General features: G+C 66.1%; 21 protein-coding genes. 18 read left to right on the forward strand and 3 right to left on the reverse strand.

The window, feature by feature from the left end; genetic code table 11:
- The first annotated feature begins 105 nt into the window (after positions 1 to 105).
- Genes polA through G332_RS0101400 form a run of 3 tightly spaced genes read left to right on the forward strand, consistent with a single transcriptional unit; the run spans position 106 to position 3973 of the window.
- Positions 106 to 2817: a DNA polymerase I gene (polA, locus tag G332_RS0101390; protein WP_019625208.1), complete on the forward strand. Its 2712-nt coding sequence runs from the start codon at positions 106 to 108 to the stop codon at positions 2815 to 2817.
- A gap of 13 nt (positions 2818 to 2830) precedes the next feature.
- A complete protein-coding gene (locus G332_RS0101395) occupies positions 2831 to 3328 on the forward strand; it encodes a hypothetical protein (RefSeq protein ID WP_019625209.1) in 498 nt (165 codons plus the stop codon).
- Positions 3329 to 3331: 3 nt separating this feature from the next.
- Positions 3332 to 3973 (forward strand): SCO family protein, encoded by a 642-nt coding sequence (locus G332_RS0101400; protein ID WP_019625210.1) that lies wholly within the window; start codon positions 3332 to 3334, stop codon positions 3971 to 3973.
- A gap of 573 nt (positions 3974 to 4546) precedes the next feature.
- Here the strand turns inward: G332_RS0101400 and yihA are convergent.
- Positions 4547 to 5158, reverse strand: a complete 612-nt coding sequence (gene yihA, locus G332_RS0101405; protein ID WP_019625211.1) for a ribosome biogenesis GTP-binding protein YihA/YsxC — start codon at positions 5156 to 5158, stop codon at positions 4547 to 4549.
- 435 nt (positions 5159 to 5593) lie between these two features.
- On the opposite strand from yihA, the gene G332_RS0101410 reads away from it, so the two are divergent.
- From G332_RS0101410 to ubiB, 15 genes are all read left to right on the forward strand, one after another.
- Positions 5594 to 6217: a cytochrome c gene (locus tag G332_RS0101410; protein ID WP_019625212.1), complete on the forward strand. Its 624-nt coding sequence runs from the start codon at positions 5594 to 5596 to the stop codon at positions 6215 to 6217.
- Between the two features lie 513 nt (positions 6218 to 6730).
- A complete protein-coding gene (locus G332_RS0101415; protein ID WP_019625213.1) occupies positions 6731 to 8797 on the forward strand; it encodes a cytochrome c biogenesis protein ResB in 2067 nt (688 codons plus the stop codon).
- A 26-nt stretch (positions 8798 to 8823) separates the two neighbouring features.
- The gene (ccsB, locus tag G332_RS0101420; protein WP_019625214.1) at positions 8824 to 9996 is read left to right on the forward strand and encodes a c-type cytochrome biogenesis protein CcsB; all 1173 of its coding nucleotides are present in this window, start codon (positions 8824 to 8826) and stop codon (positions 9994 to 9996) included.
- Positions 9997 to 10629, forward strand: coding sequence for a thiol:disulfide interchange protein DsbA/DsbL (locus G332_RS0101425; protein ID WP_019625215.1), 633 nt, complete (start codon positions 9997 to 9999; stop codon positions 10627 to 10629). It begins immediately after the preceding gene.
- A 45-nt stretch (positions 10630 to 10674) separates the two neighbouring features.
- Entirely contained in the window at positions 10675 to 12315 is a 1641-nt protein-coding gene (locus G332_RS0101430) for an acetolactate synthase large subunit (protein ID WP_019625216.1), read from the forward strand.
- Between the two features lie 37 nt (positions 12316 to 12352).
- The gene (locus G332_RS0101435) at positions 12353 to 13228 is read left to right on the forward strand and encodes an endonuclease/exonuclease/phosphatase family protein (protein WP_019625217.1); all 876 of its coding nucleotides are present in this window, start codon (positions 12353 to 12355) and stop codon (positions 13226 to 13228) included.
- 167 nt (positions 13229 to 13395) lie between these two features.
- Positions 13396 to 14682 (forward strand): GGDEF domain-containing protein, encoded by a 1287-nt coding sequence (locus tag G332_RS0101440; RefSeq protein ID WP_019625218.1) that lies wholly within the window; start codon positions 13396 to 13398, stop codon positions 14680 to 14682.
- Positions 14679 to 15563, forward strand: coding sequence for a PfkB family carbohydrate kinase (locus G332_RS0101445; RefSeq protein ID WP_019625219.1), 885 nt, complete (start codon positions 14679 to 14681; stop codon positions 15561 to 15563). Before G332_RS0101440 ends, G332_RS0101445 begins: the two co-directional genes overlap by 4 nt.
- A gap of 125 nt (positions 15564 to 15688) precedes the next feature.
- Entirely contained in the window at positions 15689 to 16075 is a 387-nt protein-coding gene (locus G332_RS0101450; protein WP_019625220.1) for a hypothetical protein, read from the forward strand.
- Between the two features lie 70 nt (positions 16076 to 16145).
- The gene (locus G332_RS0101455) at positions 16146 to 16598 is read left to right on the forward strand and encodes a hypothetical protein (protein WP_019625221.1); all 453 of its coding nucleotides are present in this window, start codon (positions 16146 to 16148) and stop codon (positions 16596 to 16598) included.
- Positions 16599 to 16719: 121 nt separating this feature from the next.
- Entirely contained in the window at positions 16720 to 18288 is a 1569-nt protein-coding gene (locus tag G332_RS0101460; RefSeq protein WP_019625222.1) for an FMN-binding glutamate synthase family protein, read from the forward strand.
- 228 nt (positions 18289 to 18516) lie between these two features.
- On the forward strand, positions 18517 to 18882 hold the full coding sequence (locus G332_RS0101465) for a gamma-butyrobetaine hydroxylase-like domain-containing protein (protein WP_019625223.1): 366 nt from the start codon (positions 18517 to 18519) through the stop codon (positions 18880 to 18882).
- Between the two features lie 13 nt (positions 18883 to 18895).
- A complete protein-coding gene (ubiE, locus tag G332_RS0101470) occupies positions 18896 to 19645 on the forward strand; it encodes a bifunctional demethylmenaquinone methyltransferase/2-methoxy-6-polyprenyl-1,4-benzoquinol methylase UbiE (protein WP_019625224.1) in 750 nt (249 codons plus the stop codon).
- A gap of 7 nt (positions 19646 to 19652) precedes the next feature.
- Complete coding sequence (locus tag G332_RS0101475) at positions 19653 to 20276, forward strand: SCP2 domain-containing protein (protein WP_019625225.1); 624 nt, start codon at positions 19653 to 19655, stop codon at positions 20274 to 20276.
- Entirely contained in the window at positions 20276 to 21961 is a 1686-nt protein-coding gene (ubiB, locus tag G332_RS0101480; RefSeq protein WP_019625226.1) for a ubiquinone biosynthesis regulatory protein kinase UbiB, read from the forward strand. The genes G332_RS0101475 and ubiB overlap by 1 nt, the downstream gene beginning before the upstream one ends.
- A gap of 63 nt (positions 21962 to 22024) precedes the next feature.
- On the opposite strand, the gene odhB is transcribed toward ubiB, so the two are convergent.
- Together odhB and G332_RS0101490 are read right to left on the reverse strand one after the other, a co-directional pair.
- Entirely contained in the window at positions 22025 to 23365 is a 1341-nt protein-coding gene (odhB, locus tag G332_RS0101485; protein WP_019625227.1) for a 2-oxoglutarate dehydrogenase complex dihydrolipoyllysine-residue succinyltransferase, read from the reverse strand.
- Positions 23366 to 23407: 42 nt separating this feature from the next.
- Positions 23408 to 26218 (reverse strand): 2-oxoglutarate dehydrogenase E1 component, encoded by a 2811-nt coding sequence (locus G332_RS0101490; RefSeq protein WP_019625228.1) that lies wholly within the window; start codon positions 26216 to 26218, stop codon positions 23408 to 23410.
- Positions 26219 to 26400 lie beyond the last annotated feature (182 nt).

Consider the following 26400-nt stretch of genomic DNA (forward strand, 5'->3'; position numbering starts at 1 on the left):
GCGTAACGGGCGCCCCGAGTGCGTACAAATAAACGCGGCCCAGTGGGCGCGCCCGCAGACGTCCCTGTAGAATGCCGCGCGTTCCCTGTCCGGACTCCGTACTTCATGTCGCAAGCACCCCTCGTCCTGGTCGATGGCTCGTCGTATCTGTTCCGAGCGTTTCATGCCCTGCCACCGCTGACCGCGCCGGATGGCGCGCCGACCGGGGCGATGATCGGCGTGGCGAACATGCTGCGCAAGCTGCGCGCGGACTACGGGCCGGCGCACATGGCGGTGGTGTTCGACGCGAAGGGGCCGACTTTCCGTGACGAGATCTACCCGGAATACAAGGCCACCCGCCCGCCGATGCCGGCAGAGCTGGGCGCCCAGATCGATCCGCTGCATGAACTGGTGCGGGCGATGGGCCTGCCGCTGCTGTGCGTCGAGGGCGTGGAGGCCGACGACGTGATCGCGACCCTGGCCGACCAGGCCGCCCGCGCCGGGCACGACGTGGTGATCTCCACCGGCGACAAGGACCTCGCCCAGCTGGTGAATGACCGCATCACGCTGGTCAACACCATGAGCGGGGTCACGCTGGACCGCGAGGGCGTGCAGGAGAAGTTCGGCGTGGCCCCGGAGCAGATCGTCGACTACCTCGCGCTGATGGGCGACAGCGTCGACAACATCCCCGGCGTGGAGAAGGTCGGCCCGAAGACCGCGGCCAAGTGGATCGCGAAATACGGCGACCTCGACACCATCCTTGCGCAGTCCGACGCCATCGGCGGCAAGATTGGCGAGAACCTGCGTGCCGCAGCCGAGCGCCTGCCCACCTCGCGGGAGCTGATCACGGTCCGGCGCGATGTCGAGCTGGATACCGGCCCCGACGACCTGAACATCCGCGAGCCGGATCACGAGCGCCTGCTGGAGATGGTGCGCCGCTATGGCTTCACCCGCTGGCGCGCGGAGCTGGAGGGCGGCGAGGCCGGCGACAGCGCCGACAACGGGGGCAATCCGGGCTCGTCGCAGGCGCAGGGGGATTACCGCACGTTGCGCGAGGCGGCCGAACTGGCCGAGCTGCTGGAGCGTCTGGACCAGGCCGAGCGCGTCGCCTTCGACACCGAGACCACCAGCCTGGATGCGATGCGCGCCGAGATCGTCGGTATGTCCTTCGCCTTTGAACCGGGCACCGCGTACTACCTGCCACTGGCCCACACCGGGCCGGATGCCGACCCGCAGCTGCCGCGCGAGCAGACGCTCGAACGCCTGAAGCCGTGGCTGGAATCGGAGCGCCACGGCAAGCTGGGTCACCACCTGAAGTACGACCGCAACGTGCTGGGCAATCACGGCATCACCCTGCGCGGCATCGTCGACGACACCCTGCTCGAGTCGTTCTGCCTGGATGCCGGCGCCAACCGCCACGACCTCGACTCCCTGGCCGAGCGCCACCTGGACTACAAGACCACGCACTACGAAGACGTGGCCGGCAAGGGGGCGAAGCAGATCCCGTTCGCCGAGGTGGACATCGGCATCGCCACCGATTACGCCGGCGAGGATGCCGACATCTGCCTGCAGCTGGATGCCGTGTTTCAGCCGCGCCTGCAGGAGGCTGAAGGCCCCGCGTTCGTCTACCGCGAGATCGAGATGCCGCTGGTCCCGGTGCTGGCGGATATCGAACGCGCCGGCGTGAAGGTGGACCCGGACCGGCTCGGCGAGCAGAGCCAGGAGCTTTTGGCCGAGATGGAGCGCATCGAGCGCGAGGCCTTCGCGGAGGCCGGGAGCGAGTTCAACCTCGGCTCGCCCAAACAGATTCAGGAGATCCTGTTCGAGCGCCTGGGCCTGCCGGTGCTGCGACGCACCCCCAAGGGCCAGCCCTCCACCGCCGAGGACGTGCTGGAGCAGATGGCGGACGACTACGCCCTGCCGCGCCTGATCCTCGAGCACCGCGGCTTGTCCAAGCTGCGCAGCACCTACACCGAGACCCTGCCCCGGCGCATCCACCCGGAGACCGGACGGGTGCACACCTCCTATCACCAGTCGGGGGCGGCCACCGGGCGGCTGTCGTCCTCGGAGCCGAACCTGCAGAACATCCCGGTGCGCACCGAGGCCGGCCGGCGTATCCGCCGTGCGTTCATTGCGGATGAGGGCCACCAGCTGCTGGCGGCGGACTACTCGCAGATCGAGCTGCGCATCATGGCCCACCTGTCGCAGGACGCGGGCCTGCTGAAGGCCTTCGCAGAGGGTCAGGACATCCACCGCGCAACCGCCGCCGAGGTCTTCGGGCCGGCCCCGGAGCAGGTCTCCGGCGATCAGCGCCGCGCGGCCAAGGCGATCAACTTCGGCCTGATCTACGGCATGTCCGCCTGGGGGCTGGCCCGCAACCTCGGCATCGAGCAGGGCGAGGCGCGGGAATACATCGACCGCTACTTCAACCGCTACCCCGGCGTGCACGACTACATGGAACGGGCCCGCGCCTCCGGCCGCGAGAACGGCTATGTCGAGACCCTGTTCGGCCGCCGCCTGTACCTGCCGGAGATCAACAGCCGCAACGGGGCGCGGCGCCAGCAGTCCGAGCGCGTGGCCATCAACGCCCCGATGCAGGGCACGGCCGCCGACATCATCAAGCGCGCGATGGTAAGGGTCGCGAACGAGCTCGCGGCCGCGCAGATCGACGCGCGCATGATCATGCAGGTCCACGACGAACTGGTGTTCGAGGTGGCCGATGCAGCGGTGGAAGACCTGACCACGCTGGTGCGCAAGGCCATGAGCGGGGCCGCGGATCTCGACGTGGAGCTGGTCGTGGACATCGGCACCGGCGCTAACTGGGACGACGCCCACTAACCGGGAGCTCAACATGTTCGCCCACCGCTTCAACCGGATCGCCGCCTGGCTGGTCGCACTGCTGCTGGTCGCAACGGCCTGGGTGCTGGCCGAGCGCTATCTGGACATCGGGGCCGACGCCGACCTGCCGATCGTCCAGGCGCAGGCCTGTGACCTCAACGCCGGCCCCTGCAGCACCGCCCTGGCACAGGGCGGCGAGGTGCGTCTGGAGATCACGCCGCGCCCGGTCCCGATGCTGCGGGAACTGACGCTGGATCTGCAGCTGGATGCCGCAGCGCTGTCCGCGCTGGGCGCCCCGGAGACCCTGGAACTGGACCTGGCCGGGGTCGAGATGTACATGGGCTACCAGCGCCCGCGCCTGGAACATACGGGTGCGGGCCAGTACCGCGGTACGACCACGCTGCCGATCTGCACCACCGAATCCATGACCTGGGCCGCCACCGCCATGCCGGCAGGCGAACCCGAGGCCTCTTTCGTTCAATTCCGCTTCATCACTGCACGCGACCATTAGACCATGCAACGGATACCTGTCAGCAGCCTGTTCTGGGGCCTGGCCGTCCTCGCGGCCGGAGCCCTCCTGATCGTCGTCACCCTGAACCCGAGCGCGCCGCCGCTGGCCGAGCCCGGACATGCCAAGCTGCCGGTTGCCGAGGAGGTCCGCGGCGGCCCGATCGAATTGCCGGTGGCGACCCACGCGGAGCGCTTCGACCTCGCCGACTACGAAGGGCAATACGTATGGCTGTACTTCGGTTACACCTTCTGCCCGGACGCCTGCCCCACCAGTCTCGGCTGGATCAGTGGCGCACTGAACCAGCTGCCGGAGGCGCTACAGGGGCAGGTAAACGCGGTCTTTATCAGCGTCGACCCCGAGCGTGATACCCCGGAGCACCTGGCGAACTACGTAGGCTACTTTCACACCGACATCCACGCCGCGACCGGGCCGAAGGATGCGCTGCGCGCCACAGCTCAGGACTACGGTGTATTTTTCGAACGCGCCGAGACCGAATCGGCCATGGGCTACGTGATCGACCACAGCTCTTCGACCTACCTGATCGGCCCCGCGGGCGACCTGCTGGAGATCCACCCGCACGGGACCTCCGCGGCGGATCTGGTCGCAACGCTCGAGGCACACGCCCAGCCGGGGGACACGGACTAAGGAGACGCTGGTTTAATCGCACGTCCGCGCTCGAGTCGCTTTTGCGTGCGAACAAGGCGCGGTGACTGCCGTGCAGTCATTCTGCACAAGGGAGCCGCAACGCCGTGCGCATGCAAAAGCGGCCGAGCCCCTGCTTTCAATGGCTTGTGGGGTTGGTGCCCCCCCCCGATTCTGGATGAATATGGCCCGATCCTGCGTTGCGCCGCTCGCGGGTAGAACCACTACCCGCTGCACGACGCGCCTTGTCTCTGAAAACAGGGGGCACCAACGCGGACGTGCGATTAAATCAGCGTCTCCCTAATGCAGACGCCGGGGGAACACGGATCCTGCCTTGCAGGGCACCCCTCCGTCGCGGCGCAAACAACTGTGAAGCACATCACAACAAGATCCTGCACCCGGGGAACTTCTCCCCGCACGCAGCCTCTTAACAGACGAGCGCTCTAGCCCAGCGCGGCCCGCTTTCTCTCCCTGAGCGGGCAAAGGCCTCTACTCCCCCCCTGTAGAGAGGCCGAAACTTGCCCCGGCCCCTCCCCAGGCCGGGGCATTTTTTTGTCGGAAAGGCGTTGCCGGAAATCACCCTTGCGCAGGCTGCAACCAGTCCGCAAGCAGGCCGCGCAAGTCCTCGACCCCCTGATTTTTCAGGGAGGAAAAGGTTTGCAGCGTGGCCTCGACGCCCATGGCCTCCAGCTCGCGCTGGGCACCATGCAGCTGGCGGTCCGCCTGTTGCCGCGAGAGCTTGTCGGCCTTGGTCAGCACGCAGTGCAGGTGGCAGCGATCCAGCGGCACCCAGTCCAGGAGCTGGCGATCGAGCTCGGTCAGAGGGCGCCGGATATCCATGATCAACACCAGCCCGCGCAGACAGCGACGGGCCCGGAGATAATCCCCGAGCAGCTGATCCCAGTGCTGGCGCTTGCCCGCCGAGACCTTCGCATAGCCGTACCCGGGGAGATCCACCAGACGCCAGTCCTCAGCCGGGGGCAGCGCAAACAGATTGATCTCCTGGGTGCGCCCCGGGGTGCGACCAACGCGCGCCAGCGCCTTGCGGTCACAGAGGCTGTTCAGCGCGCTGGACTTGCCGGCGTTGGAACGCCCGGCGAAGGCAATCTCGATGCCGTCATCGGGCGGCAGCTGCTCGACCCGGGCTACGCCCTTGATAAAGCCGGTCTCGCGAAAGCGGGGTTCCATGGGCGGGGATCCTTGGCCGAGTACGGGGCTCGGGAAATTTTTGAGCGTAATTTAGCATTGTGCTATAAACTGCGCCGCTCAAGGAAATACGGGTCGGTCTATACCCTCGCGTCGGCATTTCGGGTTTTCCAGGACAAGGCGCGTGGTGCAGCGGGTACTGGTTCTGTCCACCCGTTGTGGATGGATTCGGGCGCAACGCAGGATCGGGGAACCCGGGGCGCCAATCTCAAAGATACTCGGGCGCCGTAACGGCATTGCGGTTCCCTTGTGCAGAAGGACTGCGCGGCGGTCACCGCGCCTTGGTCGCACGCTAAAGCGACGAAGCGGCGAGGGTGTACATTGACCCATGTTTCCTTCATGTTGATCGCCCTGCCATGGGGCACAAAGAACGGGTCGCGACCCGGCACGCATTTACAATGCAGGAGATTCTCCGTCATGAACTACAAGCTTTCCGCTCTCTTTGCTGCCCTGTCCGTATCCCTGCTGCTTCCGCTGTCGGCAGCCCAGGCGGGCGACCCCCAGCGCGGCCAGGAACTCTCCCAGTCCTGCGCAGCCTGCCACCAGGCAGACGGCAACAGCGTCAACCCGGAATGGCCCAAGCTTGCCGGCCAGCATCCGAAGTACACGGTCAAGCAGCTGCGTGACTTCAAGGCTGGCGAGAACCGCTACGATGCGCTGATGGCGGGCGAAGTCGCCAACCTGGACGAGCAGGACATGCGCGACCTGGCCGCCTTCTACGCCGAACAGGAAATCACCAGGGAAACCGCCGACGAAGACGTCGTTGAACGTGGAGAACAGATTTATCGCGGCGGCATCCCGTCGCAGAACGTGGCCGCCTGCATCGCGTGCCACGGCCCGAACGGCAATGGCAACCCGGAGGCCATGTTCCCGGCGGTCGCCGGCCAGCACGCGCAGTACAGTGCTGACCAGATGCGCCTCTTCCGCAGCGGCGAGCGCGCCAACGACAACGGCCGCATGATGCGCAATGTCGCGCGCAACATGTCCGATGCAGACATCGAGGCCGTGTCCCAGTACATGGCCGGCTTGCAGCCGAACTGATTCGGCCCTGAAGTGCGCCGCGCAGGATTGCGGCGCCTGCAGCCAGGGAAGGGGCGGCCTCGGCCGCCCCTTTTTATTGGGCGAACAAAAAGCGAATCAGCCGAGCCTGGAATGCCGGACCGGACGGGGGCGTCATGATGAAGCACGGTGAACTCGACAGCGCGCGGTCGGTCCATGCAGGACTGCCTAACGCCCGTGCTGTTTATCTTGGAAATTGAACCGTAGACGCCGTGCTTCGCATAGTCCGGCGGTCAGGGAAGCTGTGATTCATGCAATAACCCGCGCGTTGTGACTGGCTGCGGGGCACTGCAAAGCCCCCCCGGGGGAACCCGCCCCCACACGCTACTCACGCAGGGAGCTGGTCAGCCGTCCTTGAAAGAAGACGCACACACGGATGGGATTTTCCTTGGGCAGAAAACCGCACGGCAGTCACGGCGCATTGGTCGCACATACAAGGCGGCCCAAGCGCAAAATGCATACATGAGTCGGGGTTTCCCTTAAGCAGGTTTCAGAATGTCGAATAACGAACAGGCCGCTGGCACCCCTCCCGCATCCCGCCCGAAGGCCGCGCGCCAGCCACGGCGAACCCGCGTCATCGTCGATTTCATGGGCTCGATGAGCCTGGCGATCACACTGCTGGTGGCCCTCGCCATTGCGTCGGTGATCGGCACTGTCCTGGTGCAAAACGAGCCCTACACCGAATACCTGATGGACTATGGCCCGTTCTGGCACGAGATCTTTGCCGGCATGGGGCTGTACCAGGTTTATTCCGCCACCTGGTTCGTGCTGGTGGTAGCGTTCCTGGTGATCTCGACCTCGTTCTGTGTGTATCGCCAGACCCCGGGCCTGCTCAAGGACCTCCGCCGTTACAACACGCAGGTCAAGGAAAAGTCGCTGCGTGCGTTCAATTCCTCCGCCACGGCGGACCTGGACCAGTCCCGGGACGAATTCCTTAAACATGCACACAAGGTCCTGAAGGCGCAGGGCTTTCGGGCCCGTGAGAAAAGCCATGACGGGCATACCGTGATTGCGGCGATGCGCGGGCGCTGGAACCGCATGGGTTACCTGCTCACCCATGTCGGCATCGTGGTGATCTGCGTGGGCGCGCTGGCCGATGGCCCCACCCTGCTGAAGCTCAACGAATGGCTCGGAAATATCGAGATCGAGACACGCAGCGTGCCGATCTCCGAGGTGCCGCGCTCGGCCTGGGCACCGAAAAGCAACCCGTCCTTCCGCGGCTCGGTGGAGATCCCCGAGGGCGCGTCGGCAAACGTGGTCTTCCTGCCCATGCGGGAAGGCTACTTCGTTCAGCCATTGCCATTCCGGGTCGAACTGGAGGAATTCCGCATCGAGCGCTTCTCCACCGGCACCGAGAGCTCGTACGAATCCGACCTGATCATCCATGACCCGAACCGGGACGAGCCCCTGCACCACACGATCTCGGTCAACCACCCGCTGATCTACAACGGCTACGCGATCTATCAGGCCAGCTTCGCCGATGGCGGCACCCGGCTGGATATCGACGCGATCCCGTTGGGTGCCGAGGCCCTGCGGGAGCTCGAGATCCCGGGGCGCGTGTTCCAGGAGATGGAGGTCCCGACCCCCGATGGCGATACCCGCATCATCGAGTTCATCAACTTCCAGCTGGAGAACGTGGTTCCGCTACTCGACGAGGATGGCGTGCGCGAGAACCGGCATATGGGCCCGAGCTTCGACTTCCGCCTGATGGACCGTACCGGCCACGGGTTGTACTACCGCAACTACAAACACCCGGCCCTGCAGGAAGGCGCGATGTATTTCCTCAGCGGCGTGCGCGAAAGCCCGGCGGACGAATTCCACTACCTGTTCCTGCCGGCCGATGCCAACGACTCGCTGGAGCGCTTCCGCACCTACCTGGCCATGCTGCACAACGCGGAGGTGCGCACGGCGATTGCACGCCAGGTTGCGCGTGACGACGACACGGTACCGGACGAACAAACGCAAGCCATCGCCACCACCACCGCTGAACTGATGGGCCTGTTCGCCCGGGGTGGCTACATGGCCGTGCACGAAGAGATCGAGCGCCGCGTGCCGGCTGAACGGGTCGAGGAAGTACGCGACCTGATGATCCGCATCCTGCACGCAGGACTCCAGGGCCTTTATATGGAAGTCCTGCAGGACGAAGGCGTGGTCTCGATCCAGGAGGAAGAGCAGCGCTTCCTGGAGGACACGATCTCGGCGATCAATGCCATCAGCCTTTATCAATCGCCGTTCTTCTTCCACCTGACGGACTTCGAACACCGTGAGGCCTCGGGCCTGCAGATCGCCCGCGCCCCCGGACAGAGCACGGTCTATACCGGCAGCGTGATGCTGATTGTCGGAATCTTCCTGCTGTTCTACGTGTCTTATCAGCGCCTGTGGATCATGGCGCGGCGACAGCAGGACGGCACGGGCACTCACGTGGTGATGGCCGGCACCAGCAACCGCCATCAAGTGGAATTCGAAGAGCGTTTCGCGCATCTTAAGCAGTGGATCATTGAGCAAAAGCCGGTCGATGCCGCCAGCGGCAACACCCATGCGTCCAACAACAAGAACGACTAGAAGCTAGGCAGTCGAAGGAGCACCCTATGTCCGTCCCCCACGAGGCCCTGGATTTCGAACGGCCCGGCATCTTGCGGCGCATCCAGCCGCGCGACTGGGCGTATATCGCCCTGACCATTGCGGTCGGTCTGATCGCGCACTGGCAGTACGGCCACATGATGGACCGCTACGACACCGGCGGACTGATCCTCGCGGTCGCCCTCAGCGCCTGGATGGGCTGGTTCTGGCGCCCGTGGCAGGCCTTCTCGATCATTGTCGGGGCCCTCGCACTGTTCGGTATCTGGATGTACGGCGACGATCTTGCCCGCGGGAGCACCAACTTCTGGCTGAACTACGTCGGTTCGGGCCAGGCCGGTGTGATGTGGATGAGCGTCTTCCTGTACCTCTCCACCGTCGCGTACGTCACCGGGCTGTTCAGCCGCTCCGACTTCCCCACCCGGGTCGGCGGCGCGTTCGCCTGGATCGGTGCCGGCGCCGGGCTGATGGCCCTGCTGGTGCGCTGGCGCGAGATCTACCTGACCGATCCGACCTGGGGCTATATCCCGGTCGCCAACCTGTACGAGGTCTTCATCCTGCTGGCCGCGCTGACCACGCTGATGTACCTCTACTACGAGAGCCGCACCGGCCAGCGCACCATGGGCGCGTTCGTGATGCTCGTGATCGCCGCGTCGGTTACCTTCCTGCTGTGGTACATGTGGGACCGCCAGGCACACGAGATCGAGCCGCTGGTTCCCGCTCTGAACAGCTGGTGGATGAAGATCCACGTGCCCACCAACTTTGTCGGCTACGGCGGCTTCGCCATCGCCGCCATGCTGGGGGTGGCCTACCTGGTCAAGCACCGGCTGGAACGCACCCGCCCTGACGCCGCCATCACCCAGCGCATCCCGAGCAAGGAAGCCCTGGACAGCGTGATGTACAAGGCCATCGCGATCGGGTTCGCCTTCTTCACCATCGCCACCGTACTCGGCGCGATGTGGGCCGCCGAGGCCTGGGGCGGCTACTGGACCTGGGATCCGAAGGAGACCTGGAGCCTGATCCTCTGGCTGACCTACGCGGCCTGGCTGCACATGCGCTTTACCAAGGGCTGGCGCGGGCCGGTCATGGCCTGGTGGGCGATCATTGGCCTGTTCGTGACCACCTTTACCTTCCTGGGCGTGAACATGTTCCTGTCCGGCCTGCATTCCTACGGAGAGCTGTAAATGAAACGTCGTGAGTTCATGGGCGCCGTCGGCGGCGCCGGCCTGCTCCTCGCAACCGGAACCTCCCTTGCGGCCCCGTTCCGGGAGGGGCGGCACTACCGTGCGATCCAACCCCCGCTGGATACCGGTCTGGAAGACGGCAAGATTCGGGTGGTCGAGGTGTTCTGGTATGGCTGCCCCCACTGCTACAACTTCGAACCCAAGGTCCAGGCCTGGAAGCCCGGCCTGGCGGACGATGTCCAGTTCGAGTACCTGCCGGCACCGATGAACGATGTCTGGGCCCTGCACGCTCGGGTGTTCTACGCCGCCAAAAAGCTGGGCGTGCTGGATGAAGTGCACCAGCCGTTCTATGACGCCATTCACGACCAGGGCCGCCAGCTGCGCTCCGAAGGCGCCATCCTGCGTTTCATCAACCAGCGTGGCCTGGACGCCGACGAATTCCGCGAGACCATGCGCTCCGACTCGGTACGGCGGCAGATCGTCACCGCTACCGAGGCCGTGCAAGGGTACGGCGTCAGCGGTGTGCCCACCCTGGTCATCAATGGCGAAGCGATCGTCTCCTCCAGCATGGCCGGGGGTCACGACGAGATGCTGGAGGTTGCCGATTTCCTGATTGACCGTGCTCGCAGCTAACGGACATGCGCGACATGCGCCCCGGCCCGCCGGGGCGTCTTCGGCATGAGCACGCCAACCACCGCCCAGCGCCTGGTCGAGTGCCTTGAGCAGGAGGGCGCTGACCGCATCTTCGGCCTCCCGGGCGAGGAGAACATGGCCGTTCTCGACGCCCTGGCCGATTCCTCCATCGAGTTCGTTACCACGCGCCACGAACAGGGTGCCGCCTTCATGGCCGACGTCCACGGACGTCTTTCGGGCAAGGCCGGCGTCTGCCTGGCGACCCTGGGTCCCGGTGCGACCAATCTGATCACCGGCGTCGCCGATGCCAACATGGATCACGCACCACTGGTGGCGATTGCCGGCCAGGCCAGCACTCACCGGCTGCACAAGGAGTCGCACCAGGTCCTCGACCTGAAAGGCCTGTTCCAGCCGATCACCAAGTACAGCTCCAGCGTGGTTGAGCCGGAGATCCTCCCGGAGGTGGTGCGCAAGGCCTTCAAGTGGGCGGAAGGCGGCAAACCCGGCGCCAGCTTTATCGAGCTGCCGGAGAATGTCGCATCCCTGCCCTGCCCCAATCGGCCCCTGCCGGTGCATGCCGGTCCGGAGGCGGTACCGGCGGATGCCTCCATCGCGGCGGCGGCCCGACTCCTGAACGAAGCCCGCCACCCCCTGATCCTGGCCGGGAACGGCGTCATCCGGTCCGGCGCCAGCGGCGCTCTCGGGCATCTCGCCAGTGCCCTGAACATCCCGGTCGCCAACACCTTCATGGCCAAGGGCGTACTGCCCTTCCGGCATCCGCTGGCGCTGGGTTCGGTCGGGCTGCAAAGCCAGGACTTCGTGAACTTCGGGTTCCACAAGGCCGATGTGGTCGTCTGCATTGGCTACGACTTGGTCGAGTATCCACCGAGCTTCTGGCACCCCGATGGCGACCGCATCCTGATCCACATCGACTCGGCACCGGCCGAGATCGATGATCACTACAACGTGACCGCCGAGGTACTGGGCGACCTGACAACCTGCCTGCACCGCCTGGCGGAGCAGGCCACCCCGCGCGAGGAGACGGTCCTGCGGCCGCTGCGCCAGAGCCTGATCGAGGACATGAACGAGCACCGCGACGACACCCAGGTACCGCTGAAGCCACAAAAGCTGATCTGGGACCTGCGCACCGCGGCGGATCTCGACGCGATCATGATCACCGATGTCGGTGCTCACAAGCTCTGGATGGCGCGCATGTTCCGCTGCGAGCTGCCCAATACCTGTCTGATCTCCAACGGATTCGCCAGCATGGGCATCGCCCTGCCCGGCGCCATTGCCGCCGCCACACTGTACCCGGAACGTCAGGTTGTGGCCGTGACCGGCGATGCCGGGTTCCTGATGAACGTGCAGGAACTGGAGACCGCCGTTCGCCTGGGGCTCAATTTTGTTGTCCTGATCTGGAACGACAACGCCTACGGCCTGATCGAGTGGAAACAGGTACGTGAATACGGGCGCAAGGCCTTTGTGGAGTTCGGGAACCCCGATTTCGTCCAGCTGGCGCAATCCTTCGGTGCCCGGGGCGTACGCATCGAACCGGGCGACAGCCTGGAGCAGGCCCTGCGCGAGTCCCTGGCGCAGCCGGGTGTCACTGTCATCGACTGCCCGGTGGATTACAGCGAGAACCTGAAACTGACGGAACGTTTGGGCGAACTCGTGTGTCCATTCTGAGCAGAAGGACTGTCCCCTCTCCAGGAGCATTGCCGCGATGAACCCAATCGCGACCCGCCGCGAACCCGACCCAACAACGCCCCGCGACCACTCCCCGCGCCAGCTCGGCCACCAGCACGAACCGGACAGTCAGCGTCTGCGGCTGCTCAGCTTCAATGCCCAGGTCGGCATCCATTCCTCGCGGCTGCACCATTACGTGACCAACAGCTGGAAGCACGTGCTCCCGTACGGCGGGCGCATGGACAACCTCGACCGCGTGGCCCGCTTTATCTCCGAATTCGATATTGTCGGCGTTCAGGAACTGGACGGTGGCAGCATTCGCAGCAATTTCGTCGATCTGGCGTCGTATCTCTCCGAACGCGCCCGGTTCCCGTACACCTACAACCGCATCAACCGCGACCTTGGCCAGTTCGCCAAGCACTCCCTCGCGCTGTTCTCGCGGCTGGAACCCGACCGGATCGAGATGCACCGCCTGCCCGGCGCCCTGCCCGGCCGCGGTGCGATCGAGGCCCGCTACGCGATGGGCGACGGCGAAGAACTGGTGCTGTTCCTCCTGCACCTGGCCCTGGGCAAGCGCACCCGCAAGTCCCAGCTGGCATACGTCGCCGAACACATCCAGGACCTGCCGCATGCGGTGGTCATGGGCGACCTGAACTGTCAGCAGGACAGCGAGGAACTGCGCCAGCTTGTCGCCCGTACCGGCCTGATGGAACCGATGGCCTGCCCCGCGACCTACCCCGCGTGGGACCCGCGCTTGGTATTCGACCACATCCTGCTCACGCCGAACCTGCATGTGAGCGACGTGCGCGTCTATAACGTGGCCCTGTCCGATCACCTGCCAGTCGGGATCGAGATCGAACTGCCCCAGCGCCAGGCCCTGCATGAACCCGGCACCGCGGGGGCCGCCTCGTAGCACAACACCGTTCCGGTCATCATCAGAAACCGATCGCCCCGCTGGCGGCACACCCGGCCTGGCCCCGGAAAAGCGCACGTGCCAATCCGGGTGCGTAGATGGATCGGTGTTTCTCTCATCGCGATCCGCGTTTACATTAGGTGACTCATCCTCCAGGCCCCGTCCCGATGCCCGACAGCGACCTGCGCAAGACCGTCATCGAGCTCGAACGCTCACTGGACCGAGAGAAGGCCCTGCGGGACGCGACCCGCCGTGTGGCCCTGCGGTCGCTGGCGCTGGTAAGCGCCCACGTTCCTGCCCTTGAAGGCACGGTGCGCGATGTCAACCACGCCCTCGAACCGGGGGCCAGGGATATCGGCTGGCTGGACCGTCTGAGCGGCCAGCTTGCCGATGCCGTACGCTCCAGCGACCACAGCGAAGACCTTGCGGAGGCGATCCTTAACGTGGTCCACCGTGGCCTGCAGGGCTTCGAGTTCCTCGACTCCGAACTCGACGCCCTGACTCGGGCCGTCGATCACCGCGACAAAATGGAGATCGAACGCGCCCTTGGCCGACTGTTCGCGGTTCTGCATGACAAATGCCAGCAGGCCATGAGCGAACGCGAGGAGCTGACGCAGGTCGTCGGCGAGATCTGGCACCGACTGGAAGACGTGGACACCGCGCTGTCGGAGGACGAGGCACGCGGCCAGCGTGCCCGCAAGTCGGTCTCCGAGCTGCACGCCGGGATCTCCGGAGACGTCGAGGACATCCGCGGCCGCGTTCTGAGCGGCAATGACCTCCCGACTCTGCGCCGCGAGGTCTCGCTCGGCCTCGACCGCATGATCACGCGAGTCAGTCACTTTCGCGACGCACAGGAAACCGAACTGCGCGCAGCCGAGGAGCGCAACCGCGCCCTGCGCTCCAAGGGCCGCAGTCTGGAAGGCCAGGTACAGGCGCTGCGCAGCCGCCTGCAGCAGGCCCGCGCCGAGGCCTCCCGTGACAGCCTGACCGGCCTGCCCAACCGCAATGCCTTCGAGCAGCGCCTGCGCGAGCTGTCCGGGGCACTGGCACCAGGCGGAACGGCATCGCTACTGGTGTGGGACATTGACCACTTCAAGGCCATCAACGACCAGTACGGGCACTCCGCAGGCGACAAGGTCCTGCGCGCAGTCGCGGAGATCCTCGCCGAAGGCGTACAGGAACCTGACTTTGTAGCACGCTACGGCGGCGAGGAGTTTGTAATGATCATCCACCGGGGACCGGACGCAGCCCATGCCCAGGCCGAGACCATCCGCCAGTCGGTGAGCCACCTGGTGGTGCGCGCCGGCAGCAAGCGGCTCAAGGTGACCATTTCCGCCGGTGTCACCGGGATCGATGCCAACGCCTCTCCCGAAGCCGTCTTCGATGCCGCCGACCACGCACTGCTGCAGGCGAAGAAACACGGGCGCGACCGAATCGAACGGGCCGGGTCATGAGCGTGACACCGCACGTGATACTGGGCGAGGCCCTGTTCGACATCTTCCCGAACGGCGGCCGCGTACTCGGCGGTGCAGCGTTCAATGTGGCCTGGAACCTGCACCAGCTGGGTGAAGCCGTGTGCTTCGTCGGAGGCATCGGGCGCGATGCCGATGGCGACCAGGTACGGGGGCGCATGACCGCGATCGGCATGGACACCCGCGGCCTCTACGCGCACCCCAGCGCACCGACCGGTCAGGTGCAGGTGACACTGGAGGACGGGGAACCGACCTACAGCATCGTGCCCGACCAGGCATACGATGACCTCCCTGCGGCATGGGCCGAACAGCTCCCGGCCGACAGCCCCCTTCTGTACCACGGTACGCTCGCGCTGCGTACCGGCAATCGCGAGCTTCTGGAACGCCTGCGAACGCGCGCGCAACAGCGCTTCGTGGACGTCAACCTGCGCGCCCCGTGGTACGAGGCGGGCGATGTCCTCGCGCTGATGCGCGGGGCCGACGTGGTCAAGCTGAATACGGACGAAGCCGCGACGCTGGCACCGGATGTGGTCGCAGCGGAGCGCCCGGCGGCGCTCCTCGAACGCGCGGCCATCCGCTCCGCGCTGATCATCACGCATGGCGCCGACGGCGCCGGTATCCACACAGCCAACGGCCAGCACCACCACGCCCCGGCTCCCGCTGTCTCCGGCTTCCGCGACGCCGTGGGCGCCGGCGACGCCTTCGCCAGCGTCGCCATCATCGGCCTGCAAAACGCCTGGCCCTGGGCAACCACCCTGGAACGCGCCCTCCGCTTTGCCGCCGCCGTCTGCACCCTGCAGGGCGCCACCACCGACAACCCGGCCTTCTACCAGCAGGCCACGCGCGACTGGCCCCCGGCCTGAAGACACGCCGGGACACAAAGACCGCACGGCGCGGCATATCCCGCGCACGCGGCCCCCTCTACGGTACAGGACAGGGCGATCACCGACGTGATCGTCCGTTCGAAAACAAAAGAGGAGGCATCATCATGAATCATTCAAGCCGTACACCCATCAGGGGCCTGGCGCTGAGCCTGGTACTGCCCCTGGCGCTGGCATTCTCGGCCACGGCAAGCGCCGAGGACGTCACCCGCATCCACCTGGAACAGCACAACGGCTATTTTGCCGCGGAACAAACCCTCGCCGACCTGAAGGCGGGTGAGTACGAGTTCGTGGTCACCAACAAAGCTGGCAAGGTCGCCGGCTTCCAGGTCCAGAATCACCGTACCGAGGAAACCCTGGCGATGTTCCCGCTGCAGCCGGGCGAGACTGGGTCGGCCCGAGTCACGATCAGCGAGGACGGCTTCCGGTATCGCTGCCCGATCAACCCGACCCCTTGGTACGAGCTGGACAACGTCGGCCCCGCCGACGGCTGAGCCGCCAGGATATCCGGGCCACACGGAAACCTCCGGTGGCCCGGGGTCCTGCGCACACGAGGAGACCTTCATGGCCCTGCGACATACCTATTTTTCCGCAGCGGGTTTCAACCCACTGCCGTATATCGACCGCTGGCTGCATCCCTATCGGCTGACCACTACCGTGACGCTCCGCGGCCGCACCGTCCGCATTCACTGGACGGACCGCGCGCTGGACGCCGTGGCAAACCGGACCGCACCGCTCTACGTCGAAATGCAGCTTTATTTCTCCTGCGTGGTGAAGAAGCGGGTGCTGTTTTACGAAACACTCCCCGCGTCCGATTTCATCGTGGCCGGCCCAAGGCTCCATGTGCGTGCCCGCACGGTGGAGTCCGATATCTGCTCACCCGAGGACTTCGCGGCCGGCTATCCCGCCCGCCGCGAACTCTCCAGTGCAGGGGCAATGCGCATGGTGCCACGTACCCTCTGGCTGGATTACCAGGGCGGCCAGTGGGTCGGCGAGATGGCCGTCGGCGATCCCTGAACGCGCCACTCGGACCCCGGGACAGATCTCCCGGACGCTCGACCCTTACACTCGCGCACCGCTGCGCCAATATTCGGAGACCAATACAGGCAAACGGGTACCACCCCGGAGAGAGGCCGCTATGGGACAGTCCGGCTGGCTGATGGGTCTCATGGAGTTCATGTCGCTGCTGTTCATCTTCGTGGTGGGCAGCATCATCGCCGCGCTGCTGGTGGTCTATGTGATCGACCGCAGCCAGCGGACCCAGGCGATCCGCCGCAACTACCCCGTGATCGGCCGCCTGCGCTACCTCCTGGAGCATCTCGGCAAGTTCTTCCGGCAGTACTTCTTTGCAATGGACCGCGAGGAACTGCCCTTCAATCGCTCGCAGCGCAGCTTTGTCTACCGGGCCTCCAAGGACCTGGACACCACCACGAGCTTCGGCTCCACACGAGATCTCGCTCCGGTCGGGTCGGTATTCTTCGTCAACTGCCCCTTTCCCACCCTGGCAACCGATGCAGCCGCCAGCGAGCCGCTCGTGATTGGCCCGCATTGCCCCCACCCCTATGCGGCGCGCTCACTCTTCAACATCTCGGGCATGAGCTATGGGGCCATCTCCCGACCCGCGGTGCAGGCCCTCGCACAAGGCGCCGCCCGCGCGGGCTGCTGGCTCAACACCGGGGAGGGCGGTCTGTCGCCTTACCACCTGGAGGCCGGATGCGATCTCGTGTTCCAGATCGGCACGGCCAAGTACGGGGTTCGAACCCCGGACGGGCAGCTGGATCATGACCAACTGCGGGAGATCGCCGCCCGGGCTTCGGTGCGCATGTTCGAGATCAAGCTGAGCCAGGGGGCCAAACCCGGCAAGGGCGGGCTGCTGCCAGGGCGCAAGGTCACCGAGGAGGTCGCGCGGATTCGCGGCATCCCGGTGGGCCTCGATTCCAGCAGCCCCAACCGCCACGTCGAGGTCGACAACGTGCCGGATCTGCTGGACCTGATTGCGGAGGTACGCGCCACCACCGGCAAGCCCACCGGCATCAAGTTCGTGGTCGGGGCCTACGGCTGGCTGGAGACCCTGTGCGAGGAGATCCTCGAACGCGGTCCCGCGGCCGCACCCGACTTTGTAACCGTGGACGGGGCGGATGGCGGCTCCGGGGCCGCCCCCGGGGCCCTGATGGACAGCATGGGGCTGCCCCTGCACGAGAGCCTCCCGATGGTGGTCGACATCCTGGAGCACTACGCCCTGCGCGACCGGATTCGGGTGATCGCCTCCGGCAAGCTGGTCACGCCCACTGACATCGGCTGGGCGCTGTGCGTGGGGGCCGATTTCGCGGTGTCCGCGCGTGGCTTCATGTTCGCCCTCGGCTGCATCCAGGCCATGCAGTGCAACAAGGACACCTGCCCCACCGGCATCACCACCCACAATCCCCGCCTGCAGCAGGGCCTGGACCCAGCCCACAAGGCCGTGCGCGTCGCCCATTACATCCGCAACACCATCCATGAAGTCGAGGTGATCGCGCATTCCTGCGGCGTCCACGAACCACGCGAGCTGGAGCGTTTCCACGCCCGCATCGTCACCAGCCACGGGCAATCCGTCCCGCTGGACGCCTTCTATCCCGCACTGCGGGGCCGCCACCAGGGCCGCGATGCGCGGCCGGAGGTTGCACGCACAACCCCCGGCGGAGACCACCATCAGGGAAGCGCTGAATAAAGCCATCCCGGCTTTTTCAGCGCACGACAAGGCGCAGATCTCCACACCAGCGCGATCGGGTTCAGGGAGCCGCCAAGCCTGCGATAGGCGGGGAGATGCCACAGCGTTCGACAGGGCTGGTATCCTCGCTGCCAGTAGACTGGCGGCCGCCAGGAAACACTGGATCAATGCACGCGGCCGCGCACGCTCTGTACCGGGCACGCCCCGACCGAGGATTCTGGAGGCCGCATGAGCAGTACGCACCGTCCCACCGATATCCAGTTGCATCAGAAGTCGCGCATCCTGGAGCTGACCTACGCCGATGGCTCGCATTTCGAGCTGCCCTGCGAATTTCTGCGCGTGTATTCGCCGTCGGCCGAGGTACGCGGGCACGGCAAGGGCCAGGAGGTGCTGCAGGTCGGCAAGGAGGATGTGAACATCACCGCGATCGAGCCGGTCGGAAACTACGCGGTGAAACTCGTGTTCTCCGATGCGCACGACACCGGCATCTACGACTGGGACTACCTGCACGAGCTCGGCACGAACCAGGAGCGTCTGTGGCAGGATTACCTCGATCGGCTGAAGGCGGCCGGCCACGAGCGCAAGACGCACTGACAACGGCACATTGATGAAAGAAGAACCCGGCAAGACCCACTTCGGCTACCAGACCGTCCCCGAGTCCGAGAAGGCCTCGCGGGTTGGCGAAGTCTTCCACTCGGTCGCCTCGCGCTACGACGTGATGAACGACCTGATGTCGATGGGCATCCACCGCGTCTGGAAGCGCTACACCCTGGAGCGCACCGGCCTGCGCCCGGGCATGAAGATCCTGGATCTGGCCGGGGGCACCGGGGACCTGGCCGGGGCGTTTGCCCCGCGCGTCGGGCCCAAGGGGCAGATCGTGGTCTGCGACATCAACGCCTCGATGCTGGAGGCCGGGCGCGACCGCATGCTGGACGAGGGCCATGTGGGCAACCTCGACTTCGTGCAGGCGGATGCCGAACAGCTGCCCTATCCGGATGACTATTTCGACCGCGTGACCATCGCCTTCGGCCTGCGCAACGTAACCCGCAAGGAGCGCGCGCTGGCCGAGATGCGCCGGGTGATCAAGCCGGGCGGGCGCGTGCTGGTGCTGGAGTTCTCCCAACCGATGGCGCCGTTGCGCCCGATCTACGATGTCTATTCGTTCAAGATGCTGCCACTGATGGGCAAGCTGGTCGCGAACGATGCGGACAGCTATCGCTACCTGGCGGAATCCATCCGCATGCACCCGGACCAGGAGACCCTGGCCGGGATGATGCGCGACGCCGGACTGGAACGGGTCGAATACGACAACCTGACCGGCGGCATCGTCGCACTGCACCGCGGCGTCAAACTCTAGCGTTGTCATGGCCGAACCCATCGCACTACCCAGTCCGTTCGCGGCCCTGATCGAGGCCGTGCTGAACGAGCACCTGGCGAGCTCGCCGGAGCAGGACCGCGCGCGCCTGGCGGGGCGCGCAGTCGCCATCGTGATCGAACCGCCGGGGCTGGCCTTTTCACTGGTCGGGGCTGCGGATCGTCTGCAGGTTTTCGGCGGTGTCGAGGACCCGGCGGATGGCACACTGGCAGGTTCGCCGCTGTCGCTGGCCGCGGCGCTGGGCCGCGACGACCGCTCCGGCCTGACCATCACCGGCGATGCCACTGTGCTGTCCGACCTGCAGCATGCGCTGCGCGATGCCGGCATCGACTGGGAAGGGCTGTTCGAGCGCTTTGCCGGCGCCGGGGCCGCCGGACCACTGCGCCACCTGCTGGATCAGGCCCGCGACGGTCTGCACCACCTCGGTCGCCGCTCCGCCGAGGATACCGCCGACTATCTGCGCGACGAACTCGAGTGGCTGCCGGCCGGCGGGGCCTTCGAGGCGTTTGCCGAAGACGTCGCCGAACTGCGTGATGGCGTCGCCCGACTGGATGCACGCCTGCGCCAGCTGGAAACCAGATCCGCCTCCGATCCCGACGACCGGCAGGCCTGATGCGCCGCGCGCTCTACCGGGGGCTGCGGCTGTGGACCATCGCACGGGTCCTGGTGCGCTATCGCCTCGACGTCATCCTGTTCACGCTGAAGCCGCTGCGCCCGCTCAGCTTCCTGCTCTACCTCGCGCCCTGGAACTGGTTTCGCCGCACCGAAGGCACGCGCGGCGAGCGCATCCGCCGCGCGCTGGAGGATCTGGGGCCGATCTTCATCAAGTTCGGGCAAATGCTGTCCACCCGCCGCGACCTGCTGCCGGACGACATCGCGATCGAGCTGGCACGCCTGCAGGACCGGGTACCTCCGTTCCCGTTCGAGCAGGCGCGCGCACTGATCGAAGCGGAACTGGAACGCCCGATCGAGATCGCCTTCGCCACGTTCGAAGACACCCCGATCGCCTCGGCCTCCATCGCCCAGGTGCACGCGGCCACGCTGCAGGACGGGCGCGAGGTAGTGGTCAAGGTCGTGCGCCCCGGCATCCTCAAGACCATCCGCGCCGATCTTGAGGTGATGCATCTCATCGCGGACCTGGCCGATCGCTACTGGTCCGAGGCCAGACGCCTGCGCCCGCGCGAGGTGGTGGACGAATACGAAAAGACCGTCACCGACGAGCTGGACCTGATCCGCGAGGGCGCGAACGCCACCGCGATCCACCGCAACTTCGAGGACAGCCACCTGCTGTACATCCCGGAGATCATCTGGGACTACACGCGCCGCAGCGTGCTGGTGATGGAGCGCATCGGCGGCATCCCGGTCGCGGATATCGCCGCGCTGCGCGAACGCAACGTGGACCTGCGGCGGCTGGCCGAACGCGGGGTAGAGATCTTTTTCACCCAGGTGTTCCAGCACAACTTCTTCCACGCCGACATGCACCCGGGCAATATCTTCGTCGATGCCACCCATCCGGACGACCCAACCTACCTGGCGGTGGACTTCGGCATCGTCGGCTCGTTGCTGGACTCCGACCAGCGTTACCTGGCGGAGAACTTCCACGCCTTCTTCAATCGCGACTACCGACGCGTGGCCGAGCTGCATGTGGAATCCGGCTGGGTACCCAAGGACACCCGCGTGGACGAGTTCGAGGCGGCCATCCGCACCGTCTGCGAGCCGATCTTCCAGCGCCCGCTGGACGAAATCTCCTTTGGCCAGGTGCTGCTGCGCCTGTTCCAGACGGCGCGGCGCTTCAACATGGAGGTCCAGCCACAGCTGGTACTGCTGCAGAAGACCCTGCTGAACATCGAGGGCCTGGGCCGCCAGCTCTATCCACAACTGGACCTGTGGACGACCGCCAAACCCTTCATCGAGGACTGGATGCACGAGCGCATGGGCGCGCGCGCATTCATCCGCAATGCCCAGCAGCATCTGCCGCGGCTGCTGGCGCACCTGCCGGAACTGCCCGTACACCTGGAAAAGGCCCTGACGGTGGAAGAACAGCGAGCCGAGCGCGACGCCGCTTTGCGCCGCCAGATCCGGGAACTGGAAAACGGCCTGAAACGCCAGGCCCGTCGCCGCAATGAGGGCTGGGCGGGCGCCGCCCTGCTGGCCCTGGCCGGCCTGGCAACCCAACTGGAGGTCCCCGCCTGGCAGGGGCTCCCGTGGCCGGTCTGGCCACTCGCCCTGATCGGCGCCGGCATACTGCTGTTCGGGCTGCGTCCCGGCCCGCGCCGCCGGTCCGTCACCGACGACTGAACCCGCCACGACGGGCCCGGATGGTGCGACCGCAGGTGACTCCTGCAATCCTGCCGTGCGGGCTCAGATGTCGAGCAGCATACGCGCCGGGTCCTCGATCGCGTCCTTGATCGCAACCAGAAACTGGACCGCGTCAGCACCGTCGACCAGGCGGTGGTCGTAGGACAGGGCCACGTACATCATCGGCCGGATCACCACCTCGCCGTTCACGGCAACGGGGCGCTCCTTGATGGCATGCATGCCAAGGATCGCGCTCTGCGGCGGATTCAGGATAGGGGTCGAAAACAGGGAGCCGAATACCCCGCCGTTGGTGATGGTAAACGTGCCACCGCGCAGCTCGTCGATCTCCAGCTTGCCGTCGCGGGCGCGCTCGGCGAAATCCCGGATGCGCCGCTCGATCTCGGCAATCGAGGCATTGCCCGTGTCACGCAGCACCGGCACCACCAGACCGCGCGGAGACGATACGGCAATCCCGATATCGCTGTAGTGGTGGTAGACGATCTCCTCGCCGTCCAGCGCGGCATTGATGATCGGGAAGCGCTCCAGCGCCCGCGTGGCCGCGGCCACGAACAGGCCCATGAAGCCGAGCTTGATGGCATGGCGTTTCTCGAAGCCGTCCTTGTAACGACTGCGCAGGGCCATGGCCGCGGACATGTCCATCTCGTTGAAGGTGGTCAGCATCGCGGTGGACTGCTTGGCCTCCAGCAGACGGTCGGCAATGCGTGCGCGCAGTCGTGTCATCGGGACCCGCTCGATACGCCCGGCACGATCTGCCGCTTCGACCGGACGCGCGGCAGGCCGCACGGGGACCTCGGAGTCCTGCGTCGCCCCGGCCGCGCGGGTCCCGGATTCCGCCGTCCGCTGGTCGCGAACACGCTCCACGTCCTCGCGCTGGATACGGCCGCCTGCGCCAGTCCCCGTAACCGCGTCGGCCTGGAGTCCGGCCTCCTGCAACAGGCGCCGCACGGACGGCGAAGGGGGCGGCGCACCGCCGGGATCGCCCGATACCGCACCAGCAGATGCGGGCTCGGGAACGGACGCAGCCGCGTCCCCCTCGCCGGCTGCGGGGGTATCGGAAGCCGGTTCTGCGGTCTGCGCCGAGGGCGTCTCTTGCGCCGCCGCCGCGGCGTTCGCATCCGTTGGCGCAGTGGCATCCGTGGCCGGGCCCAGATAGCCCAGCACGGTACTGGCCTGAACCACGTCACCCTCGCTGGCAGACAGTTCGGCCAGGGTCCCCGCAGCGGGTGCCGAAACCTCGAGGACGACCTTGTCGGTCTCCAGTTCGGCAATCAGTTCGTCGCGCTGAACGCTGTCACCCGCCTTCTTGTACAAGGCGACCACGGTCGCATCGGCGACCGACTCGGGGAGTTCCGGGACCTGGATCGGGGTGAGGTCGGATGCCATTTCGCTTCCTTGTGCTGTTCTGCGGATTGCGCGGGTTCGGGGTCAGAGGGTCGGGTGCGGGGTGTCGCGCGAGGTCAGGGGACCGAACGCTCGTTCCAGCAGATCGCGCTGCTGGAGCTTGTGCACCTCGGGGTAACCGACAGCGGGCGCCGCGGCCGGTGGCCGCGCCACGGCATGCAGGGTCTGTCCGCGCACGGCGAGCAACGGATTGATCCGCGGGGCGACAAAGGCCAGATACCCCTGATTCTCCGGCTCGTCCTGGACCCAGACAAACGCGTCCGCCTGCGGATAGCGGCCGAGCAGCTCGGCAAGCCGGGCCTCCGGGAACGGGTAGCACTGTTCCAGGCGCAGGATCGCGGTATCGAAATGCTCGCCCGTGGCCTGCTCCGCGACCAGATCGTAATAGATACGGCCGCTGGTGAGCAGTACGCGCCGCACCTTGTCCGGCTCGCTGATGGCCGCATCGTCGATGACCGTCTGGTACTGGCCGGAGGCCAGCGCATCGAGACCGGAGACGGCCGCCTTGTGCCGCAGCAGGCTCTTGGGGGTCATCACGATCAGCGGCTTGCGATAGGGCCGCAGCATCTGCCGCCGCAGCAGGTGGAACATCTGCGCCGGCGTGGTCGGCACGCAGACCTGCATGTTCTCCTGCGCCGCCAGCTGCAGGAAGCGCTCCGGGCGGGCCGAGGAATGCTCCGGCCCCTGACCCTCGTAGCCATGCGGCAGCAACAGGGTCAGGCCGCACAGCCGACCCCACTTCTGCTCGCCGGAGGAGATGAACTGGTCGATCACCACCTGGGCACCATTCACGAAGTCGCCGAACTGCGCCTCCCAGATCACCAGCGCCTCGGGGGCCGCGGTGGCGTAGCCGTATTCGAAGGCGAGCACGCCTTCCTCGGACAGCAACGAATCAATGACCAGAAAACGCGGATGATCCGGGTCCAGGCGCCGCAGCGGCACGATGGCCTTTCCGGTCTCCTGATCGTGCAGCACCGCATGACGGTGGAAGAAAGTGCCGCGACTGGAGTCCTGCCCGGACAAACGAATGCGGTAACCGTCCTGAATCAGCGCGCCATAGGCCAGGGTCTCGGCCGCACCCCAGTCCAGCGGCTGTTCGCCCCGGGCCATGGCGACGCGGGCCTCCAGGATCTTCTGCACCCGCGCGTTGGGACGAAAGCCCTCCGGCGGCGTGGACAGTTGCTCGAGGATCCGCGCCAGGCGCTCGGCAGGGGCGCCGGTCTCCACGTCCTGGTCCCAGGTCTGGTTCAGGTAGGGACCCCAGTTGGTGGAGGACCCGGTATAGCCGTTGCGCTCGCGCAGCAGGGACCGGGCCACCGGCTTGCCGGCGTCGAGACGCTCGCGATAGGCATCCACTGCCTGGTCCTGGGCCTGTGCACTGGTCAGGCCGGCGTGCATCAGTCGCTCTGCGTAGCGTTCGCGGGTGGTCGGAATATCCCGAATGCGGTGATACATACGCGGCTGGGTCGCAGCCGGCTCGTCGGCCTCGTTGTGCCCCTGGCGGCGATAGCAAACCAGGTCGATCACCACGTCCTTGCCGAAACGCATGCGGTAATCCAGGGCAACCTGGGTAACAAACACCACCGCTTCGGGGTCGTCGCCATTCACGTGCAGGATGGGCGCATTCACCATCTTGGCGACATCGGTCGCGTAATGAGTGGAACGCGCGTCCTTGAGCGTGGAAGTAGTAAATCCGATCTGGTTGTTCACCACCACGTGTACCGTGCCCTTGGTGGAGAAGCCCCGGGTCTGGGACATGTTCAGGGTCTCCATGACCACACCCTGCCCGGCAAACGCGGCATCACCGTGGATCACCACCGGCATCACGCGAGCGCCCTTGCGGTCGCCGATGCGCACCTGGCGGGCGCGCACCGAACCCTTGACCACCGGTGTCACGATCTCCAGATGCGACGGGTTGAAGGCCAGCGCCAGGTGCAGCGCGCCGCCGGGTGTCGCGATATCGGACGAGAAGCCCAGGTGGTATTTCACGTCGCCGGTGCCGCGGTCGTCACGCGGGCGGCCCTCGAACTCCTCTGCCAGGGCCTCCGGCGACTTGCCAAACAGATTGACCAGTACGTTCAGGCGCCCGCGATGGGCCATGCCGACGACGATCTCCTTCAGGCCCCGGGCACCTCCCCGCTGGACCAGGGCGTTCAGCAGCGGGATCAGGCTCTCCGCCCCCTCCAGCGAGAAACGTTTCTGACCAACATAACGCCTGTGCAGATAGCGCTCCAGGCCCTCGGCTGCCGTCAGCCGCTCGAGGATGGCCAGGCGCGTATCACGGTCGAATCCGAAATGCCCGTGTGCCGATTCCAGGCGTTCCTGCAGCCAGCGTTTTTCGTCGGTCGCCGTCAGGTGCATGTACTCGGCACCGACACTGGCACAGTAAGTCTCGCGCAGGACACGCTCGATGGTATCCAGCGAGACCCGGCCTTCAATGAACAGGGAACCGGGATCGAAGGTGACATCCGCGCCGACCCGGTCCAGGCCGTGATGCTCGCGGCTCAGCTCGCGCGGCGGTTCCGGCGCCTCGCGCTCCAGCGGGTCGAGGCGGGCACCGAAGTGACCGAGATAGCGGTAGGCATTGATGAACTGAAGTACCCGGATCTGCAGCTGTTCGTGTGCGAGGTCCGGGCGGTCCGTGGAACGCCGGCGCCGCTCCGGACGCGGCGCGCCCTCGAGGGAACGAAAGTAGTCGGCCCAGGCCGGCGGGACCGAATCCGGGTCCGCCTGGTAGCGCTCCAGGAGGGCCTCGGCGAAGGCCAGGTTGTCCGGGTGCAGTTCCTGCCCGGATACGGGGCTGTCCAGCCGATGCCGGGATGGCATGTCGTTCATTCGCGGTCTTCCCATTCCTGATGCGCCTACCCTTGAGACTCCGTCAGCACGCGAGGTTCCTCGGACTGCGCCCTGGCGCCCGGACACAGACGCCCTTCGAGAGTAGCGCGTTTGTACCGGCAAGGGCACACACGGGCGCCATGCGGAACGTGCGCTTCGGGCCCGGTTTCCCTACCATTCGC

It is taken from the genome of Thioalkalivibrio sp. ALJT, from assembly GCF_000381825.1.
Taxonomy (GTDB): Bacteria; Pseudomonadota; Gammaproteobacteria; order Ectothiorhodospirales; family Ectothiorhodospiraceae; genus Thioalkalivibrio.

Bases quoted from the DNA above. Each gene is read 5' to 3' on its own strand.
- polA (WP_019625208.1), top strand. From the start codon at position 106: ATGTCGCAAGCACCCCTCGTCCTGGTCGATGGCTCGTCGTATCTGTTC.
- G332_RS0101395 (WP_019625209.1), top strand. From the start codon at position 2,831: ATGTTCGCCCACCGCTTCAACCGGATCGCCGCCTGGCTGGTCGCACTG.
- G332_RS0101400 (WP_019625210.1), top strand. From the start codon at position 3,332: ATGCAACGGATACCTGTCAGCAGCCTGTTCTGGGGCCTGGCCGTCCTC.
- yihA (WP_019625211.1), bottom strand. From the start codon at position 5,158: ATGGAACCCCGCTTTCGCGAGACCGGCTTTATCAAGGGCGTAGCCCGG.
- G332_RS0101410 (WP_019625212.1), top strand. From the start codon at position 5,594: ATGAACTACAAGCTTTCCGCTCTCTTTGCTGCCCTGTCCGTATCCCTG.
- G332_RS0101415 (WP_019625213.1), top strand. From the start codon at position 6,731: ATGTCGAATAACGAACAGGCCGCTGGCACCCCTCCCGCATCCCGCCCG.
- ccsB (WP_019625214.1), top strand. From the start codon at position 8,824: ATGTCCGTCCCCCACGAGGCCCTGGATTTCGAACGGCCCGGCATCTTG.
- G332_RS0101425 (WP_019625215.1), top strand. From the start codon at position 9,997: ATGAAACGTCGTGAGTTCATGGGCGCCGTCGGCGGCGCCGGCCTGCTC.
- G332_RS0101430 (WP_019625216.1), top strand. From the start codon at position 10,675: ATGAGCACGCCAACCACCGCCCAGCGCCTGGTCGAGTGCCTTGAGCAG.
- G332_RS0101435 (WP_019625217.1), top strand. From the start codon at position 12,353: ATGAACCCAATCGCGACCCGCCGCGAACCCGACCCAACAACGCCCCGC.
- G332_RS0101440 (WP_019625218.1), top strand. From the start codon at position 13,396: ATGCCCGACAGCGACCTGCGCAAGACCGTCATCGAGCTCGAACGCTCA.
- G332_RS0101445 (WP_019625219.1), top strand. From the start codon at position 14,679: ATGAGCGTGACACCGCACGTGATACTGGGCGAGGCCCTGTTCGACATC.
- G332_RS0101450 (WP_019625220.1), top strand. From the start codon at position 15,689: ATGAATCATTCAAGCCGTACACCCATCAGGGGCCTGGCGCTGAGCCTG.
- G332_RS0101455 (WP_019625221.1), top strand. From the start codon at position 16,146: ATGGCCCTGCGACATACCTATTTTTCCGCAGCGGGTTTCAACCCACTG.
- G332_RS0101460 (WP_019625222.1), top strand. From the start codon at position 16,720: ATGGGACAGTCCGGCTGGCTGATGGGTCTCATGGAGTTCATGTCGCTG.
- G332_RS0101465 (WP_019625223.1), top strand. From the start codon at position 18,517: ATGAGCAGTACGCACCGTCCCACCGATATCCAGTTGCATCAGAAGTCG.
- ubiE (WP_019625224.1), top strand. From the start codon at position 18,896: ATGAAAGAAGAACCCGGCAAGACCCACTTCGGCTACCAGACCGTCCCC.
- G332_RS0101475 (WP_019625225.1), top strand. From the start codon at position 19,653: ATGGCCGAACCCATCGCACTACCCAGTCCGTTCGCGGCCCTGATCGAG.
- ubiB (WP_019625226.1), top strand. From the start codon at position 20,276: ATGCGCCGCGCGCTCTACCGGGGGCTGCGGCTGTGGACCATCGCACGG.
- odhB (WP_019625227.1), bottom strand. From the start codon at position 23,365: ATGGCATCCGACCTCACCCCGATCCAGGTCCCGGAACTCCCCGAGTCG.
- G332_RS0101490 (WP_019625228.1), bottom strand. From the start codon at position 26,218: ATGAACGACATGCCATCCCGGCATCGGCTGGACAGCCCCGTATCCGGG.